Origin of the sequence: Pedobacter sp. GR22-10 (assembly GCF_026239715.1) — a bacterium.
In the GTDB taxonomy this organism is placed as follows: domain Bacteria; phylum Bacteroidota; class Bacteroidia; order Sphingobacteriales; family Sphingobacteriaceae; genus Pedobacter.
Genome location: NZ_JAPIVR010000003.1, coordinates 820960 through 840839, shown reverse-complemented (window position 1 = coordinate 840839; position 19880 = coordinate 820960). Strand labels below are relative to the sequence as shown.

General features: G+C 41.0%; 18 protein-coding genes. All 18 read right to left on the bottom strand.

Annotation, left to right across the window (positions count from 1 at the left end; translation table 11 throughout):
• The 18 genes from OQX64_RS16370 to OQX64_RS16285 all read right to left on the bottom strand — a co-directional run bounded on the left by OQX64_RS16370 (window position 1) and on the right by OQX64_RS16285 (window position 19750).
• Window positions 1-1449 carry a flippase gene (locus OQX64_RS16370; RefSeq protein ID WP_265819568.1) on the bottom strand — a complete coding sequence of 483 codons (1449 nt, stop codon included), beginning with the start codon at window positions 1447-1449 and terminating at the stop codon, window positions 1-3.
• A gap of 3 nt (window positions 1450-1452) precedes the next feature.
• Window positions 1453-2517 carry a lipopolysaccharide biosynthesis protein gene (locus tag OQX64_RS16365; RefSeq protein ID WP_265819567.1) on the bottom strand — a complete coding sequence of 355 codons (1065 nt, stop codon included), beginning with the start codon at window positions 2515-2517 and terminating at the stop codon, window positions 1453-1455.
• A 3-nt stretch (window positions 2518-2520) separates the two neighbouring features.
• On the bottom strand, window positions 2521-5040 hold the full coding sequence (locus OQX64_RS16360; RefSeq protein WP_265819566.1) for an SLBB domain-containing protein: 2520 nt from the start codon (window positions 5038-5040) through the stop codon (window positions 2521-2523).
• A gap of 187 nt (window positions 5041-5227) precedes the next feature.
• Entirely contained in the window at window positions 5228-5977 is a 750-nt protein-coding gene (locus tag OQX64_RS16355; protein WP_265819565.1) for a tyrosine-protein phosphatase, read from the bottom strand.
• Between the two features lie 238 nt (window positions 5978-6215).
• Complete coding sequence (gmd, locus tag OQX64_RS16350) at window positions 6216-7352, bottom strand: GDP-mannose 4,6-dehydratase (protein ID WP_088301043.1); 1137 nt, start codon at window positions 7350-7352, stop codon at window positions 6216-6218.
• A gap of 141 nt (window positions 7353-7493) precedes the next feature.
• Window positions 7494-7634: a hypothetical protein gene (locus OQX64_RS16345; RefSeq protein ID WP_172406482.1), complete on the bottom strand. Its 141-nt coding sequence runs from the start codon at window positions 7632-7634 to the stop codon at window positions 7494-7496.
• A 68-nt stretch (window positions 7635-7702) separates the two neighbouring features.
• Window positions 7703-8986 (bottom strand): nucleotide sugar dehydrogenase, encoded by a 1284-nt coding sequence (locus OQX64_RS16340; RefSeq protein ID WP_265819564.1) that lies wholly within the window; start codon window positions 8984-8986, stop codon window positions 7703-7705.
• 340 nt (window positions 8987-9326) lie between these two features.
• Window positions 9327-10187: a glucose-1-phosphate thymidylyltransferase RfbA gene (gene rfbA, locus OQX64_RS16335; protein WP_265819563.1), complete on the bottom strand. Its 861-nt coding sequence runs from the start codon at window positions 10185-10187 to the stop codon at window positions 9327-9329.
• 61 nt (window positions 10188-10248) lie between these two features.
• Window positions 10249-11109, bottom strand: a complete 861-nt coding sequence (gene rfbD / locus OQX64_RS16330; RefSeq protein ID WP_265819562.1) for a dTDP-4-dehydrorhamnose reductase — start codon at window positions 11107-11109, stop codon at window positions 10249-10251.
• A complete protein-coding gene (gene rfbC / locus OQX64_RS16325) occupies window positions 11102-11650 on the bottom strand; it encodes a dTDP-4-dehydrorhamnose 3,5-epimerase (RefSeq protein ID WP_265819561.1) in 549 nt (182 codons plus the stop codon). The genes rfbD and rfbC overlap by 8 nt, the downstream gene beginning before the upstream one ends.
• Window positions 11650-12702 carry a dTDP-glucose 4,6-dehydratase gene (rfbB, locus tag OQX64_RS16320; protein WP_088301048.1) on the bottom strand — a complete coding sequence of 351 codons (1053 nt, stop codon included), beginning with the start codon at window positions 12700-12702 and terminating at the stop codon, window positions 11650-11652. The genes rfbC and rfbB overlap by 1 nt, the downstream gene beginning before the upstream one ends.
• 138 nt (window positions 12703-12840) lie before the next feature.
• Window positions 12841-13404 (bottom strand): DUF3109 family protein, encoded by a 564-nt coding sequence (locus tag OQX64_RS16315; protein ID WP_088301362.1) that lies wholly within the window; start codon window positions 13402-13404, stop codon window positions 12841-12843.
• A gap of 2 nt (window positions 13405-13406) precedes the next feature.
• Entirely contained in the window at window positions 13407-14180 is a 774-nt protein-coding gene (locus tag OQX64_RS16310) for a DUF3108 domain-containing protein (protein ID WP_088301049.1), read from the bottom strand.
• 81 nt (window positions 14181-14261) lie between these two features.
• On the bottom strand, window positions 14262-14777 hold the full coding sequence (locus OQX64_RS16305; protein WP_088301050.1) for a DUF2480 family protein: 516 nt from the start codon (window positions 14775-14777) through the stop codon (window positions 14262-14264).
• Between the two features lie 65 nt (window positions 14778-14842).
• Window positions 14843-16927 carry a peptidylprolyl isomerase gene (locus OQX64_RS16300; RefSeq protein ID WP_088301051.1) on the bottom strand — a complete coding sequence of 695 codons (2085 nt, stop codon included), beginning with the start codon at window positions 16925-16927 and terminating at the stop codon, window positions 14843-14845.
• A gap of 222 nt (window positions 16928-17149) precedes the next feature.
• Window positions 17150-17722: a hypothetical protein gene (locus OQX64_RS16295; protein ID WP_265819560.1), complete on the bottom strand. Its 573-nt coding sequence runs from the start codon at window positions 17720-17722 to the stop codon at window positions 17150-17152.
• Window positions 17722-19014, bottom strand: coding sequence for a hypothetical protein (locus OQX64_RS16290; protein ID WP_253248996.1), 1293 nt, complete (start codon window positions 19012-19014; stop codon window positions 17722-17724). The genes OQX64_RS16295 and OQX64_RS16290 overlap by 1 nt, the downstream gene beginning before the upstream one ends.
• A gap of 1 nt (window position 19015) precedes the next feature.
• Window positions 19016-19750: a type III pantothenate kinase gene (locus OQX64_RS16285; protein WP_088301054.1), complete on the bottom strand. Its 735-nt coding sequence runs from the start codon at window positions 19748-19750 to the stop codon at window positions 19016-19018.
• Window positions 19751-19880: the final 130 nt, after the last annotated feature.

The window sequence follows — 19880 nt, the reverse complement described above, 5'->3', positions numbered from 1 at the left end:
TTAAATTTTTTGTAAAAACTTTAAGGGGCCAAAACCTGCCAATACTTCTAAAACATTCCTGTTTTTCCAAACCCATACCTGCATGAACAGATAAACCAGGCCGCACAGGGGCACGGTAATGATGACAACCACGATGGGCAGGCTGCTGATTTTCAGCACCAGCATTTTAATCAGAAAAAACAAAGCCGAAGTAAATAAGGCCTGTAATGTTTCTAGCACAGGAAACTTTACCTTAAACAGTTTAAACGAAAAAAAGAACAATAGCATGGTCACACTGCATTCTGTAGCCAGTGAACTAATTGCTGCACCATTTTGCTTATAGATGGGGATCAGTAAGAAATTTAAACCCAGACTCACAAAAACGCCGAACAATGAGGCATACAGAATTTTACGCTCCTGATGCAGGGGCAAAAGAATCTGATGTGCAAAAACCTGTGCCATACCCACAAATACCACAATGAAACACAGAATTTGTAAGGAGCTTACGGCCGGCAAATATTTCTGACCGGCAAATAAGCGGATAATTTCTTCTGACAGGCAATACGTACCAATGGCAATGGGAATACTTAAAAACACCACAAAGTTGATGGATTTGTGCAGCAGTAATCTGGCCTCTGCCCAGTTTTCGGCTTTAAAAGCAATGGTCAGCCTGGGTAACAGCACTGCTGATAAAACGCCAATGACGGCCAGCGAAATTTTACTGATCCGCATGGAAGCAGAATAATACCCTACATAGACATCACTGGTTAAAAATCCCAATATGATGGTATCAAAAACCAGGTAAATGGTGGTGATGATGCTATTGGAAAAGATAATGAAGAGTGGTTTCAGGTGATGCCGGAGGGTCAGGTTTTTAAAAGAGATTTTGACCAGCTTACTGACAGAATACATATTGGTAGCAGCAGCAAGCAAGGTAGCCACCAGGTTTAGGGCATAATAGGTATTCCGGTCGGCCACCGTATGCACCAGGGCAAAAAGCAATATGATGGTGAATAAACGGATCAGAACCGTCCGGATGGCAATGTATTTGAATTTTTCTATGCCCTGAAAAAACCATTCGGCAATAAAAACATTACCCAGTAAAATGGCCATCCCGATTTGATAAAGCTGAAAATTCGAAAATAACTTATCACTCGATAAGCTGATGCCCAGCAATACCACAATGGAAATTAGTGACGTAACGAGGTGGATGAAGATCAGTTCGGAATACACACGTCCGAGTGCGATGGAATCATGTTTTACCTTCGCAATTTCCCTTACGCCATATAAGGGAATACCCAGTGCTGAAAAAATTAAAAAGTAGGTAATAAAATTATCGGCAAAGTTTACGGCACCCATACCTTCCGGCCCCAATATGCGTGAAGCATAAGGGAAGGTAACCAACGGAAATAAGATTTGAGAAACGGATAAGAGTGTATTAAAGACAATATTTTTCTTTAAGCCCGACATGCATTATTTAATCATCAATAAAAATCCGCGTCTTACCAATAACAGTACCGACATTAAGAATCCGGCCAGGAAGAAGCCAACCACCATCCCCTGAGTTTTGGTGGTCGCCAGTTTGGTTAAAGGTAAAACCGGTGCATCGATCATCTGAATTAAGGGCATTTCCTTGCGTTGTGATACTTTTGACATTTCCAGGTTTTTCACCAGCTCCGTCAGAATGGCTGTATTGGCCTGTGCATCCACCTGTCTCCGTTGGGAGGGTACCTTCAGGATTTGCCTGGCCGGGTTAGGATTGGGATTGGCATCCGTTAAAGAAGCCATACCAGCCAGTGCGCCGTTTAATTCCCGCTTCACTGAATCCGTTTGATGCTGCAGAATGGCCACGTTCTGCAATGATTTTTTTGTCTTCGTTTGCACATAAAATTCATTCACATTCTTGACAATCTCATCATCAAATGCCTTGGAAAATAACTCGTCTTTAGAAGTCACCTGAACCTTTAAAATACTTAGTTTCTTATCAGGCTTGGTAACCACCAGGTTATTTTTCCCGATTTCTTTAACAACTTCACCAAGAACACTGTCCTGAGCCCTGGTTAAACGGTCATTTTGTTTTAGCTTAAAGTTGATATTTTTCAGCACCGGATGTTTGGCCCATTTCTCCTTCAGGTGATTAAATTCCAGGTAACGATCAATCAATAACTGTTTTTTGCCATTAAAATCAGCCTCATTTAAAAGTGACTTCTGGATCATGTTCCTGGATTTATACAGTTCAATCAGGTTATCACCCTGAAAAACACCTCCATTACCGGAAGTACCGATCTCAATACCCACCATGGATGCCAAACCCGCCATCTGTCCGAGGCTTCCGCCGCCATTTGCATCTTCCAGAGCAAAAGTACTTGCCGCTACATACTTTGGTTTTTTATACGTTGCATAGAGGTAGCCCAATACCACGCCACATAGGCAGCCGATCAGCATGATCAGCCATTTCGACCGGAGATAGGATAACCACTCATTTGTTTTGATGGCCAGTTCCTTCAGCGTAACTTCTTTATGATGGATTTCAGACATGGCTTAACGTAATAAACTCACAATAATGGCAGCCAGTGAGGCGATACCTGTTGATATTCCAATAAACGTAGCGGCATTGAGCTTCTCACGCTCTGCCCTTTTCGGCACAAAAATTTCAGCACCCGGTTTTACCTGCGGAAAATTATTGAAGAACAAAAATTTCCGGTTGGCAGCAACAGATCCGTTGGAGTATACAATAAATGCGCCTTTTCGGTATGCATTATAGCTGAAACCACCTGAGCCACTGATGTAACCGGTAAAGCTTTTGCCTTTGGTATACACAATGCTGTTGGGTTTTAAAACTTCGCCAGTTACCCGAACGGTTTGCAGCTCTTTGGGTACCCGGATCACATCTCCGTTTTCTACAATCAGGTCGTTACGTGATAATGGCTTATTCATGATCTTTTTCAGGTCGATCCCAACCAGGTCACTTCTTAATATTTCTAGGTCTTTATCTAAACTGGTGGTATCCCTTGCGCCTGATTGCTTTAAACGCTGCAGGTTTAACAATTTCTCGCGTTCTTCTCTTCTGGTCTCCAGACTGTCCATCCGTAAATCGCCTTTACCAGTCCGCCTTAAAGATGCACCTTCTACATAAGCCAGCGGACTTAATCCTCCAGCCCTTTTAATTATATCAGAAATCCTTTCGTCTTTTTTGGTGATGGTGTATATCCCCGGATATAACACTTCACCTTCAATTTTAATCTGGCGTTGCGTATGGTAACTTTCCGAACTTCTGATGGACACAATATCAAATGGCTTTAAGGTAAAATCCTGGTCCTGTAATTTTAAATCCGGATCTACATTAACTGTAAATACCTCTGCCGTTTGTGCCGAGACCGAGGTGGCATCGCTGTTTTTAATTCTTCTGGATATTTCAATTCTGTTTGGTGTGGCGCTTTCCCTGAAGCCACCCGCCATCTGGATTAAAGATTCCAGGTTCATTCCTTCTGCATACATAAAAGTGCCCGGCTGTCTCACTTCGCCCTGAATGGTCACCCTGAATTCTTCCCGTAACTGAAATATTGATTTAATGCTGACCCGGTCTTCCCGCTGCAACCTGATATCCGGTTCAGTACCGGCTAAAATTTTGCCCAGATCAAAAGAAACCAGTGCCAAACTGTTATCGGCATTTAACCTCGAAATATAACCCCTGTTTAAAAAGGCATCCTCTTTAACCCCATCTGCTTTTTGAATCAGGCCCTTCAGCGTCAGCTGATCATCAAGTTCATATTGTCCCGGACGAAAAACAGCCCCATCAATTTCCACCCGGTTGGCAAAGCGGTCCAGAATTTTCTCGACCAGAAACTTATCGCCATTTTGAGGTTGATAGGTTTGAAAATCAGATTCCGGAATGTCTGTAATTTTACGTTCCCTGTTTGTATTCTGCAATACTTTTATCTGTGCCGAATAGGCTTCATTAGAAAAGCCGCCTGCAAAACGCAGGGCATCGGCCAGTGTTTCGGTAGCTTTAATTTCGAAATAAGCCGGACGTTTCACTTCACCGGATAATGCGATACGGGTTTGGTATACCGGTACATTGATAACATCCTGATCCTGCAGGCGGATATTGCCTTTTTGAAGCCCGTTGAGCAGGAAATCGTAAATATCAACCGTATAAATGACTTTATTGTTCCGGATCACCTGGATGTTCCGGTAAGTACCGTTTTTATTCGGGCCACCCGCACCACTTAAGATATTGAATAAGGAAGACAGGGAAGATACCGTATAGGCGCCCGGCCTGGTTGCTTCACCCACCACCATGATGGTGATACTTTTAATGTTGCCCAGCGTGATCGATACGGAAGTTCGGCCAGATTTAATGGCCGGATAGGTACCGGCAAGCGAAGACCTGATTTTAGAAGTGGCCTGCTCAATGTTCAGCCCTGCTACGGAAATAAGCCCCACGTATTGAACCCTGATGGTACCATCCGGGCTCACTTTTGATTTGTAACTGACTTCGTTATCACCGGTAATATCGATCAATAACTCATCATCAGGACCTACCACATAACTCTTTGGCGTAGCCATTCTCAGGTTGGGCTCAAAGGTTTGTGTACCTGATCCGAAAAGTTCCTCGCCAAATATTTTCAGGTTATTTAAGGCATTGGCATTGGCCAGAGCCTGTTCTGAGAGGGAGTTATTGATCTTTTTGAGCGAATCTATTTTACTTTGTGCACTGTTGACCCTTGAACGTTCTACATCTACAAAAGGCTTATTTGCCGCCTGACCGGTATTGGTACTGGTATTGGTTGTACCGGTTCCATCCTGCTTTCTGATTTTCTCTACCCTGACACGCAGTTTCTCAATTTCAGTTTGTGGCATACCCTGGGCCAGTGCTAGCTGCTCCAGCTGGGCATCATTATAGCCGATAGATTCTGCCCGCTGCATCAGCTCCCTGATTTTGGCATCGCTCAGTTCATCCACCTTTACATCAGCATAATTGGTTTGCGCAGATAAGGATGTGGAGAGAAAAAAGGCAAAGAAAAGTAACAGGGCCTTAAGTAAATTTTTAAACTTCATGTGTAGGTTTTTTATGAAAAAAGTGCGGATCGTGTTGATGCCATCACGAGCATGCACAAATTTTCATTTTATTGATATGCTATATTGCACCAAAAATACAAAATTATTTCATTGCACAGGAAAGCATATCAAACATGAACACATGTTTTACGCTTGCGCATGGTATAGCGGGTCAGGCTTAGCGCATTTAAATGGTTTGTGTCATATCCTGTCCGAAAAGCTCTTTATTTTTAAATGGATAATGACCCAGTAAATCATATAGCTTTCCGCTTTGAACAGCTTCCGTAAGGGCATTGAGGTGTTTATCGTGGTGCAGGTCTGTTCCGGCAAGGTCATACATGTTTTCTTTTAACAGATATTCTGCAAATTGCTTTACTTCTTTGCCATAATAACCCACAATTGACAACAGATTTAATTGCAACAAGCAGCCTTTGTCTTTAAAGCGGTTGAGTCTTGTCCTGTCTTTAAAATAGAATGTATAACGCTCAGGATGCGCCAGAATAGGCCTGTATCCTTTAATTTCTACATCAAAAACCCGCTGACTGATATTTGGACTTTCATTCAGATAGGACATTTCAATTAACAGAAACTTTTGTTGAATAGGGCACATTTCTGCTTCCAGGTCAAAATCCTGATCGATCATATATTCCGCTCCGGAATCTAATTTTAGTGAAACCTTTGCCTGATCCATGGCCAGCTGCAAGGCAAACCGGGCCTGATCTATGCTGAGTTTGGTATTCGGGTACAATTCCTTAAAGATATGGGGCGTTGCAATCAATTGATCGAAACCCAGATCCTCCAATGCCTTCACAAATCTTAATGAAGTGGCCACATCGGGCGAACCATCATCAATACCAGGAAGAATGTGCGAATGCATGTCTATTCCCAACCAGGAAATATCCGTAATTTTATTTTTTTTACTAAAAAAGTTAAACATTTTTATCAGAATACTGAATAGTTGTTAAAATAATTATTTAAAAAGCGACTCTTCCCCTTATCATTAAATTTAGCCGCCCTACTCTTTAAAATTCTTGACAGTTATTTTTATTTGTTTTAATTCACAACATAAAAAGAACTTAATTCTATAAATCCACCACGCTATACTATTTTAAATTAGATATTTAATCCGGAATATCCCAAAGTGGCTCATCATATATTCAGTATTCTTTTTCTTCTTATTCAAAATAATTCAGCGTTCTGTAACCACCTTGTTTAAGGTATTCATCCTTCTTCATTAAATTCAGATCAGATGAGATCATATCTTTTACCAATAAGGGCAGGTCATATTGAGGTGTCCAGCCCAGTTTTGTTTTGGATTTGGTGGGATCGCCCAGTAATAAATCAACTTCGGTAGGCCTGAAATACTTTGGATCAACCCGCACAACTGTTTGCCCTGGTTTAAGGTTTTCAGCATTTAACCCTAAACGTGCAATACAATCCTGATCAACATCAATAATCACGCCCTTTTCGTGCTCATCCTTACCGGAAAATTCAATTTCGATACCCAGTTCGGCAAAACTCATGCGCACAAAATCGCGAACTGTGGTGGTTACCCCGGTGGCAATTACAAAATCTTCCGGCTGATCCTGCTGCAGAATTAACCACATGGCTTCGATGTAATCTTTGGCATGCCCCCAATCTCTCTGGGCAGAAAGATTACCTAAATATAAACACTGCTGTAAACCCAGGGCAATTTTACAGGAGGCCCTGGTAATTTTCCTGGTAACGAAGGTTTCACCACGCAGCGGACTTTCATGGTTAAATAATATACCATTGCAGGCAAACATCTGGTAGGCCTCACGGTAATTTACCGTGATCCAGTAGGCATACATTTTAGCTGCCGCATAGGGTGAGCGCGGATAAAAAGGAGTGGTTTCGCTTTGCGGAACCGCCTGTACCAATCCATAAAGCTCAGAAGTGGAAGCCTGATAGATTTTTGTTTTTTGGGTTAAACCCAATATCCTGACCGCCTCCAATAAGCGTAAGGTGCCGAGACCATCTGCATTGGCTGTATATTCCGGCATTTCAAAACTCACCTGCACATGGCTCATGGCCGCAAGATTGTAAATTTCATCGGGTTGCACTTCCTGAACAATCCTGATCAGATTGGTCGAATCAGTTAAATCACCATAATGCAGTTTGAAACGCACATTGCTTTCATGCTGATCCTGGTACAGGTGATCAATGCGGTCGGTATTAAAAGACGAAGCACGCCTTTTGATGCCATGCACAAAATATCCTTTTTTAAGTAAAAATTCTGCAAGGTATGCACCATCCTGTCCAGTTACACCTGTAATTAAAGCAACTTTCATAAACTATTCTAATTCTCGAACTGCAAACATACTGAATAATTCATTTGATTGATAAAGCACGCTATATTTTAGAAAACAGGGGTTAAGCATTGATCAGATTTCCTGTCAGATGATTTAAAGATTTCCTTAAAAAAGCAAAGATTAAGTAAGTGAATTTTGCCTGTTAAACCTATTGCGTTCTTTACGCTTTTCATTTTCTTTTAAACGTTTAAGGGCGAGGTATGCGATTAAATTAGAAAAAACTACGGCAGCAATGCCAAGGATTTCAATTTTCGTAATCATAATAAAGGGATAAACTAAATTGGAAACGAAAAATCAAAAGAAATGTTTTATGATTTTATTAAAAATCCTTACAACCTGGCATCTACCGCAGCACGATCAATGAAGGCCTTTGTATCAAAAATAATGGTTCCGCTGTCTTTCCATGACTGGAAATCAATTTTCTGATAAGCGGCATGTGCTACGGCCAGTATTACCGCATCATAAGGCATAAAATCATCTGCAGCAATCAGGTCAATTCCATATTCCAGCTTCACCTCTGCCGGGCTCGCCCATGGATCATAAATATCGGCCTCGATACTAAATGACTGCAGTTCCTTATAAATATCAATTACCTTGGTATTCCTGGTATCCGGGCAATTTTCTTTGAAGGTAAACCCGAGGATCAATACTTTAGCACCCTGGATAGGCTTGTTTCGGGCCACCAGCATTTTGATGATCTTATTGGCGACGAACATCCCCATATTATCATTCACCCGTCTTCCTGATAAAATCACTTCCGGCTTATAGCCCAGTGCTTCTGATTTGTGCGCCAGGTAATAAGGGTCGACGCCTATACAGTGCCCCCCCACTAAACCAGGCTTGTAATTTAGAAAATTCCATTTGGTGGCTGCCGCGGCAAGTACATCAGCGGTATCAATCTCCATCCGGTCGAAAATAAGTGCCAGCTCATTTACAAAGGAAATGTTTACATCACGTTGTGCGTTTTCAATGGCTTTGGATGCTTCTGCCACTTTAATACTGGGTGCCAGGTGTGTTCCGGCCGTAATGATTGTGGCATAAAGTGCATCAACTTCATCTGCAATCTGGGGTGTAGAACCTGATGTAACTTTTTTAATTTTGGTGAGGGTGTTCACCTTATCGCCGGGATTGATCCGCTCAGGCGAATAACCACAAAAGAAATCCTGATTGTATTGAAGCCCTGAAACCCGCTCCAACACTGGGACACAGTCTTCTTCTGTACAACCTGGATATACGGTGGATTCATAAATAACGATATCACCTTTTTTTAAAACAGAACCAATCATTTCACTGGCCTTCAATAGCGGCTGAAGATCCGGCCTCTTCAGGTGATCAATAGGTGTAGGTACGGTAACGATATAAATCTGCGCATTGGCAAGATCAGCGCGGCTGGAACTTAACATCAGGCCCCGGTCTTGTTCGGCTGTTGCCAATACCTGCGCAAGATCAGGAAGATTGGCCTCATGGGTAAGATCGATTAAATTACCAAGACTCCTGACCCTGCTTTCATTAATATCAAACCCAATTACACGAAAGTGTTTGGCAAACTCGATGGCTAAAGGCAGGCCAACATACCCAAGGCCGATAATGGCTATCTGTTTGTTTTTATTCATTTTTATTTTGGTGATTGGGCAAAGATAAGATAAATCAAGGATGCTTTAAGTTGATCTTTTAACCACCCCAAAAGATACAAGGCAAAGCGCGCATGAAGGGAAGAAAAAACAATGGGGAGGATTCTTGAACCGGCTAAGCTTGCTGTTTTTAAAGATTCCTGTACAAGCGCCATACCTGTTTGCGAAGACAGCGAGCGATGATTGGACTTTAACGACCTGCGCGGTTCAAAGATTCCGCTACGGCGATCGGAATGACGATGAACTTAGCTGATCTGCCTATAAAAAAAATCCCAGGTTAAGAATTTATCTTAATCTGGGATTTAAAAGGAAATCGAGTAGGCTATTTAATCTGTTTTAACAGGTAAGCACCATATCCGCTTTTAACCAATGGCGTTGCAATCTTTTTCAATTGCTCCGCATCTATAAAGCCCATGCGATAGGCGATTTCTTCAATGCAGCCAATCTTTAAGCCCTGGCGTTCTTCGATGATCTGCACAAACTGCCCCGCCTGCATTAAAGAGGTAAATGTTCCGGTATCTAACCAGGCTGTACCACGACTTAAAACACCAACTTTCAGTTTTCCACGTTCGAGGTAAATGCGGTTAATATCCGTAATTTCATATTCCCCACGAGGTGAAGGTTTAATATTTTTAGCAATTTCAACCACTTCATTATCGTAAAAGTATAAACCCGGAACGGCATAATCTGATTTGGGAGAAACCGGTTTCTCTTCAATAGAAATCGCCTTTTTATCTGCATCAAATTCCACTACCCCATAACGTTCCGGATCAGAAACCTGATAGGCAAATACAACACCGCCATCCGGGTCTGAGCTGGATTGCAGTAATTTGGCCATTCCATCGCCATGGAAGATATTATCACCCAATACAAGCGCCACTTTATCCTGACCAATGAATTCCTCACCAATGACAAAAGCCTGTGCTAAACCATTCGGCTCGGCCTGCACCGCATAACTCAGCTTACACCCAATGGCAGATCCATCACCTAATAATTTTTCAAAGTTAGGCAGATCATGTGGTGTGGAAATGATGAGAATTTCTTTAATCCCGGCCAGCATTAAAGTTGACAAGGGATAATAGATCATGGGCTTATCATAAACCGGCATCATTTGTTTGCTGCAGGCCAGTGTAAGTGGGTGTAAGCGGGTCCCGCTTCCGCCGGCAAGAATTATACCTTTCATATCAGATTCAAGATTTGAGACATTAGATCTGAGGAATACTCAGCCAATACCTGTTTTTAGTTTAACTATTATTAATTTGTTTGATACATTCAACCAGGCTGTGTCTCCAATAAGGGATCTCCAGTTGAAACGTTTCTTTGATTTTTGTTTTATCCATCACTGAAAATGCCGGCCTGGTGGCCTTCGTGGGGTAGGCAGACCCCGGAATAGGGTTTACCTTAACCGCTGTATTACTGATATCAAAAATTGCTTTTGCAAAATCAAACCAGGACGTTACGCCCTCATTGCTGTAATGATAAATGCCATACGCATCAGAACCAGATTCAATAATATCAAAAATAGCATTCGCTAAATCAATGGCATAGGTTGGTGTACCAACCTGATCGGCAATGATATTTAATTCATCACGGTCAGCCCCCAGCTTCAGCATGGTTTTGACAAAATTATTGGCATATTCTGAATATAACCAGCTTGTACGAAGAATAAAATGAGATTTTAGTAAGGCGATTACGGCCTGTTCCCCATCAAGTTTAGTCTGTCCGTATACATTAACCGGATTGGCGACATCACTTTCCAAGAGAAGTTTCACCTCATGGCCTTCAAATACAAAATCAGTGGATACATGAATCAACGTTGCTCCTGCATCAGCACAGGCAATGGCCAGGTTAGCGGCACCGGTTTCATTTACCGCTTTCGCTAATTCTACTTCATCTTCTGCTTTATCCACGGCTGTATAGGCCGCACAGTTGATGACAAATGCGGGTTGTGCTTTAGCTAACAAATTCTGAAGGCCTTCCAGATTCAGAATATTCGCATCAGTTTCTGAGGGGAATACAATTTCTGTGATGCCACGTCTGGAAGCTACAGTTTTCAGGCATTGCCCCAGCTGGCCTCCGGCACCAATTACAACAATCTTATCCATGATGCAGTTCTGCAAAAGTTTTTAACAAAAGATCCTTTTCTGAAACAGACTGCTGATCCTGAGGAATCATCCAGTCGATGTTTAGATCCGCATCATTATAAATGACGCCTGTTTCTGAGGCTTTATTGAAGAAATTATCACATTTATAAAGGAATTCGGCCGTTTCACTTAATACGGAGAAACCATGAACAAAACCCCTTGGAATATACAATTGCAACTTATTTTCTGCACTTAAACGCACAGCCACATGCTGGCCATAAGTGGGTGAACCCGGACGTGCATCTACAGCCACATCCAATACCTCACCCTTGGTTACCCGCACCAGTTTGGCTTGTGCGAAAGCACCAGTCTGCGCATGTAAGCCACGGATAACACCATAAGCAGAATAAGATTGGTTATCCTGCACAAAATCGCCGGATAAACCTGTTTTTTCTTCAAAAGTTTGTTTATTAAAGCATTCAAAGAAATATCCCCTGGGATCTTCAAAAACCCTGGGTTTGATAATGATACAGTCTTTTAATCCTGTTTGTACAATATCCATTATTTTTCGCTGTACTGCTTCTCGTAATAAGACTGATAATTTCCTGAGGTGACGTTATTTAACCATTCTTCGTTCTGCAGGTACCAGTCAACGGTTTTGGCTAAGCCTTCTTCGAATTGCAGACTAGGTACCCAGTCTAACTGATTCTGCAGTTTGGTAGAATCGATGGCATAACGTAAATCATGGCCGGCACGATCAGTAACATAGGTAATCAGTTTGGCTGATTCACCCTTTTCACGGCCTAATTTCTCATCCATAATTTCGCAAAGCAAATGGATGAGATCGATATTTTTCCATTCGTTATGGCCACCAATATTATACGTATCGCCTGTTTTAGACTGGTGAAAAATCACATCAATCGCCCTGGCATGGTCTTCTACCCAAAGCCAGTCGCGCACATTTTCACCTTTACCATATACCGGAACGGGTTTATTATTTTTAATGTTGTTGATGGCCAGCGGAATTAATTTTTCCGGAAAGTGGTGCGAACCATAATTATTAGAGCAATTGGAAATGACACAATCCATTCCGTAAGTATCATGATAAGCCCTGACAAAGTGATCAGAACTGGCTTTTGATGCCGAATAAGGGCTATGCGGATCATAAGCAGTCGTCTCTGTAAACATACCTTCCTCACCCAGCGCGCCATAAACCTCGTCCGTACTCACATGATAAAAGCGTTTTTGATCATATTGGCCTTTCCAGTGTTCGCGTGCGGCGTTAAGCAAATTAACCGTACCGATAACATTGGTCATCACAAAAGCTGTCGGGTCTGAAATGGAACGGTCTACATGGCTTTCTGCGGCCAGGTGAATTACTGCATCAAAATTTTCTTTCGCGAACAAATCGCTCATGGCAACCGCATCAGTAATATCTTCTTTTACAAAACGATAATTCGGCTCATTTTCAATATCGGTTAAATTGGCCAGGTTACCTGCGTAGGTAAGCTTATCCAGGTTTACAATTTGGTAATCAGGATAATTTTGAACAAATCGACGGACTACATGAGAGCCTATAAAGCCTGCCCCACCAGTGATTAGAATTTTTTTCACAGTATATTAAGTATTTTCAATTGGCTAAAATAACATAGTTATTACAAATAAACAATTTTGTGTATAATCTTTATGTGTGAAGGCGCTGCTATCTCCGAACATTTATGAGCAGTTAATGCTTAATTTTCAACAGATTGATCAGAGTGCAGCAACAGAACTTTCCAGTTCTTTATACCACTCTTCACCATATTTTCTGATGAGCGGCCCCTTCAAAAAACTATAAACAGGAACTTTCAGTTCTCTTCCAAAGGTACAGGCATCGTGACAGATATGCCAGCGATCATAATTTAATACATCAAATTCGGGGTATTTGGTAATGCGGATAGGATACAGGTGGCAGGATATGGGTTTCTGCCACTCCACGATGCCTTCTTCATAAGCTTTCTCAATGGCGCATTTGGTGATGCCATTTTCAAAAAGCACATAAGCACATTCTTTATTTTTATCTACACATGGGGTTGTCAGATCACCATCTTCATCGACCACGTAAGTACCCTGTTCTTCGATCGCTTTAATGCCCTTCTCGTTTAAGAGGTGTTTGATTTTAGGGTAAATTTCAGTTAAAATTGCTGTTTCTTCCTGATCAAGCGGCGCACCGGAATCGCCCTCTACACAACAAATCCCTTTACATTTGCTCAGGTTACAAACAAAATTCTCTTTTAATACATCTTCGTGCACCAGCACCTGTTCAACTTCTATCATCATTATTCTTTTGCCAAGGCATATTTTAAACCTGCAGCTGATTTTAATTCCATGGTGACCGCACCCACCAATATTTCAACCTGGGCCTTTACCGGCACCCTGTTTCCATCATCTGTTACCCAGAGATACAGTCGGCTGTCTTTTTTAAAGATCCGGCCGGGTTTAATGGACGGACTAAATTTGAGGCACCTTATATTGCCCAGTTTACTTTTGATGGTTTCCTTACCCACATATGCTACTTCCAGCGCAGAGATCTCATCCTGAAGAAAATAATTGAGTTTAAAGGTATCGCCAATTTTCATTTTACTGATGTCCAGGCTTCTGGCGAAATAATATGCAGACACCAGATCAAAAGTCTGCGTGGTCGGTGTGCTGAATGTGCCCCGGTTGGATACAACTTTTTTTCCATCCTGGTTAAACCGCGCCTTATCCTGTCTTTTGTAACTCGACTCCCTGATATTCTCCTGATAGAAGTAGGGCAGTAAATCTGTTTTATCAATATAAGAATCATACCGGTCTCTGATTTTGTAAAACACATCAAATGTACCGGATGTATGCGCATCAACTGACAGCCTGTATGTAGGCTTGTTATCAAACTTCAAATCAGAATTGGTCACTTTTATTGTGGCTTCTGCAGCGGTAATAAAACCATAACGGAGCCTATATTGCAATTCTTCACCTTCCTGAAAAACAGGCTCCTTTTTTAAAGGCAATTGTTGTGCAATACCTGTTAAGGTTAAACTAACGGCCAGAAAAGTTAAAAATATTTGTTTCATTTACTTTTGTGTATAGAATATAGATTCAAAGAGAACTTACTAAATGCTGAATCCTGAAAGGTATACAAAAAGCAAACCAATTTAATCTTTTCTTTTAAATACCGGAACAGTAGAGCAGGGTTCGCCAAACATTATGCTTTTTACTACGGGTGTTAACAGGTTGGTAATTTCCACATAGGCGGATACCGGAATATCAATATCACCGCAACCCTTGATGACCACCCGCTCATTCGCATAATCTGCAGGATTGATTTTAGATAATGCCTTAGTCATGAGTACAGCTTCTAAGGTATCGATGCCCCCAAAAACCACCTCATTGGCATAAGGATTCATTTTATTGGCCAGCAGCATATATGCCCAGGTAGGCACAATGGCATCAGCAGAACAAATAATGGCTATATTTTTATCCTGATATTGCGCCCAGTCATGTTCTTTTATAAATGCCCTGAAATCTTTTTCCCTTAGCATCAGCCCATGGAAAAGATTTTCTTTGATGTCATAGATTACCCGTTCACCCTGGTGATAAAAATCTTCCAGGTTTAACGTCATTAATCCACTGTTGGCTACTTTATTGATGATATTCTCTTGGATGTCCATGGCCTTAAATAAAAAAACCGTTCCGAATATGCTTCGGAACGGTTACAAAATTACGCATTTTCTGATTAATAGAATTTCACGCGATTGTCTTTTATCTTGGCATTATCCTGTAAGGCCTGAAAAGCCGATTGTAAAGAACGTTGTCCTAAACTCAACAGCATGCTTTCCTTTTGCTTAAACATGTTGGCAATGGGTGCAGGATTGGTAAATCCATCAACAGAAAACACATAAACACCGCGTTCGCCATCTACCGGAGCAGAAACTTTACCTGGCTGAGCACCAAATACACTTCCCACTAATTTATTTTCCTGCGCAATGCCCGGAAGAATAGGGTTTGCAAAAACAATGTTTTGTACAGGATTAACTGTACGCCCAACTTTAGAAGCAACCTGAGCCAGGCTTGCTTTGCCGGCACTGTTAAATTTATCTGTCAGCATTTTGGCCTTCACGGCATTGCGAACCATCGGTTCAATTTCTTTTTTAACCTGTGCTAAAGTTAAGGTACCTTTTGGTTTAACATCAGTCAGGTGGGCAACCACATAAGCATTGGTCATGGTGTAGATTTCAGGTAATACATCACCTTGATCGGCTGCATAGGCATCCTGAATTAATTTACGTGGATTATCTAATCCTGGCGCAAACCCCTGAATAGCAGAAACCTTATCCGCCACTGCAACTTTTAACCCTTTGTCTTTTGCGTATTTTGAAAAATCTTTCCCTTTAACATCGTTTAGAAAACTACTGGCTGCTTTGTACGCTACCGCCTGAGTTTTACTGCTTGGAGCCAATGCTTTTTCTATATAAGCCAGCTTAGCCACTTTAGATGAACCGATTTGTTTTTCAATTTTAATAACATGCACACCAAACTGCGATTTAACCACTTTGATATCACCGGCTTTTCCATCAAATACAGCATTCTCAAATTCCGGCACCATAGCGCCACGTGCAAATGTACCCAGCTCGCCGCCTTTATCTTTAGAACCATCTACACTATAGGTTTTCGCCAACTGGGCAAAGTTACCGCCTTTTTGAATCAGGCCTTTTAATGAATCTGCCAACTTGATGGCCTTATCTTCTCCGCCAACTTTAGCCGGATCAATTAAGATATGGCTGGCCTTTACCGAATCAGGAGAGAAACGGGTATCCACCACCTTAACCAGTTTATATGAATTATTTGATAAAACAGGACCGTAAAAACTTCCTGCCGGAAGCGCAAAAACTGCTGAATCTACTGCCGGATCTAATTTACCTTTTGTTAAATACGTAAACGGAACTTTTACTTCTGAATTGATTGCTGCAAAAAGAGAATCGTTTTTAGCCGTTTTAAAGTCGGCTGCGATTTTGTCTATTTGTGACTTAACTGCTGCTGAATCTCCTGAAGTAGGTTTAATATCAAAAGAAACATAATCAAAAGAGCGGCTTTCCTGTGGATTATTGAAACGCGCTTTATTTTGATCGTAATAAGCACTATAATCTGCATCCGTTAATTTCACAGTGGCATCCGGGATACTCGAATAATCCAGGCTTACATATTTAAAGTTAGCCAGTTTATTCCGGTTGGTATATTCATCTGTTGCTTCAAGTGAGGTTACATAAACAGAATTGCGGATCAGGTTTGAATATTTAGTCTGCAAAGCCTGATTTGTAATTTCCTGTTGTAAAAGGGTAGACTGCTGTAAAGCCTGTGGTTCTTTTGATTTCAGAAAGTTCATTAAGGTTGCGCGGTCTAACTGCCCTGTCTGCGGATTGGCAAAATATTGTTTAATCAGCGGGCTTGGATTTTGACCCTGTAACAAGTCTACTAACTCATCTTCAGAAACAGTAAGGCCTAAACGATCGTATTCTTTGGTTAATAATACTTTCCCCAATTCAGCATTCCAGGCCTGATCTACAGCCATCGCAGTCATTTGTGGGTTTAAGCTTCCGCCGTATTGTTGTTTGAATTGATTCAGGCTTTGATCTACTTTAGGTTGAAAATCATCAATGCTGATATCATTTCCATCCACAGAACCCACTACCTTCTGATTTGCTGACCAGAAAGGTTTACCCACGTTAATTGCATCACCTACTAAAAATGCAACAATTGCAAAACCGATGGCGAAGACCAGGATATAGCCCGCACGGTTACGCAAAAATGTCATTAATCCCATATTGTAATTATAATTTATTTAGTTTTTTTTAAGAGGGCGCAAGATACAAATTTGCCTTAAAAAAGAAAATACAAAATTTTATTTATCAAGTGTTTAATCTTTAAGCAAATAGAACGCTTTAATTAGTGGGATGAGGGAGGGGTAGAATGATAGAATAGCGCATAATTTAAGCCAAATGAAAACAGGTTTCTTTCATTCAAAATTCATGCATTCTATCGCTACCTACGGCGCAATACCTTCCTGCATATTTAACTGTCCGCTTCCGGTTTCCATTTCATATGTACTGAAATCCTGAGGGGCTTTAAAATTAATTCCGTCTCCGATACTGCCGTCTGCACCCTTAACATAAACCCTCTGGTTAGAATAAAAAATCTTCTTATTTTCATCCCAGATTAATTCTTCAGAAGAAAAGGTATCGCCTTTATTATTTTTTACCACTACATTTTTTCTGAAGATGGTTTGCTTTATTTCATCTTTTCTGATGGCATAATCACATACCAGATTACCATCAATGGTTCCTTTTGGATTAAAAAAATCGATATTCACCCCTTTGATCATTTCTTCATAGGCCACACCGGCTGAGGGCGTAACTTTATCCATGATGGGCGCTTTGCCTCTTGCTTTCACCCTGGCCGAGTCACTGTAAATAATTTCCACACCTAAAGTACGGTCACGGGTGAACGTTATTTTTTTAGCAGAAACTGCATTTGCATTTTTCAGGTCATCCTCTCCACAGGCCACCATAAAAAGTGGTAACCCCAGCACCAAACCATAAAGCAATGTTTGCAATCTCATTAATCAACCCTGTATCTGCGGAACCAGGTATCATTAAGCGTGAAACCCAGGTGAAAGTTAATGTATTGTTCTTTAACCAGGTTATTCATCATAGTCCCTCTCTGGCCTACTTCTGTAGTAAAATTGATTTTATAAAAAGCCGAGCCTGCATTGGCCGTTGGAAGCGGGAAGCCAAAGCCCAATGATGCACCCATTTGTTTAATGTCCTGGTTTCCGATTTTAACGTAAGTTTTGTCGTAGCTAACCCCTAAACGGTAATCAACACGTTTCAGATAACTGTTATAGGAAGTATAATCCGGTGTCCACTGCCCTCCCAATGAAGCACCCCAGCTATCTTGCAAGCCCGAATTAACATTATTGATAGTGGTTGCCGCCCATTTACTCATCCTGAAATCTGCGCCAATTAACCATTTATCATTTTGCTGTATCGAAATTCCGAAATTGTGTGATAAGGGTAGTTTCAGATTAGATTTTGCGCCGTTAATTACATTTAAAGTATCTGTAGCCAGATTTTCAGTTCCGTCTGCTGCCCTGGTGTACTGAATAGCATAGGCATTTTGCTGAGAATTAATGGTAGATGATGTGCTTCCTGAATAACCTAAAGTAAGCAGTGTTTTACTGCCCAGGTTGAAATCATACTGAATACCGTAAGAATAATTTAAGCCGCCAACACTATTTTTATTTTGAAGCTTCGCATTAATTGCACCTGTTGCCGTGTATTCTGTAGCCCGGGTGGTTTGTAGGTTACCAAAGATATATTCAACATTTCCACCTATTCTTAAATGGTCTCCAAAGCGATGGCCATAGCCAAAATAGGCCTTTGACAGGCCACCTTCACCTTCGTAAAGCTGATCAACAGATAAGGTATCTATTTTCACATTGTTTCGGTAAGAATATCCGAGATCAGAATAAGGCATGATACCAAAGCTGATTGCTGATTTTCTGCTTACCGGAATAGCAAAAGCCAGATGACTGAACGTAGAGTTAAAACTTGATTCAGTTAAATTGTTTTTGGATAAGCTTGTTAAGCTGGCACTCATCCCAATATCAATGGTGGTTAAGGTTATGCCGGAATACGAAGCCGGATTTTGCATGTTGATGTAATTAAACCCGGTTACTTTATTTACCGCAGTTGAAATTCCACCCATGGCCCTAAGCTGAGGGAGTAATGAACCCTTTATATTTCCAAGTCCGAATCTTGAATATGGTGATGAGGTGGTAACCTGCGCCTGGGCACCTAAACCACAAACGAGAACGAGTATGGCTGCAATATAATTTATTCTTTTGTACATTTTAATCTGCAATAGCTTCATTTAATCCTTTTAATACCAAGTACGGATCTTTTATAATTTGAGGGGCAAAGATGCTGTTTTGTAATTGCTTAAACAAAAAATTAGCGTCGCCACCTGTTATAATCACCTTTAAAGCACTTTCTTTTATATTATTTAAGGCTATATAACCTTCAATTTCATTAATAATTCCTTGCAAAACACCATTTTTCATTGCAGAAACGGTATCAACACCTTGCGGAATCTCTTCATTCGCATCCCAATCTATTACAGGTAAACGACCTGTATACTCATGCATGGATTTGAAACGCATTTTTATCCCCGGACTTATACTTCCGCCGAAATATTCGTTACTTCCTGTGCGCAGGTCATAAGTGATGCAGGTACCAGCATCGATTACCATACAAGCCGTTTCAGGAAATAAACCATTGGCTCCCAACATGGCTGCCCACCTGTCTAAACCTAAGGTATTGGGTGTTTGGTACCGGTTGATCACGCCATTCGTTAATAAAGTTGAAAACCGGGTATAGCTTGTTCGTTTTTTTAAAAATTCTTCTAAAGGTGTGATGTCCTGATTTACACTACTGATAATTGCTTTACGAGGTGAAAACTTATCAATCAGGTGTGCCAGATCAATAATACCTACCTTAAGCAAACGAAGATGATGAATCATTTCACGATCGGCAAAAACGCCTATTTTTGCTGATGAGTTCCCGATATCAATAGTTAACCTATGCATGTCATTTTATTATGCTTTATCTACTGACCTGAAAACATGCCTTATCAACCAGATTAAAACCTAAAAAAGCTTTAATACGAAACTTCATGCCACAAAGCTATTAATCTTTGTTAAGTTTTGTTCTAGTTTT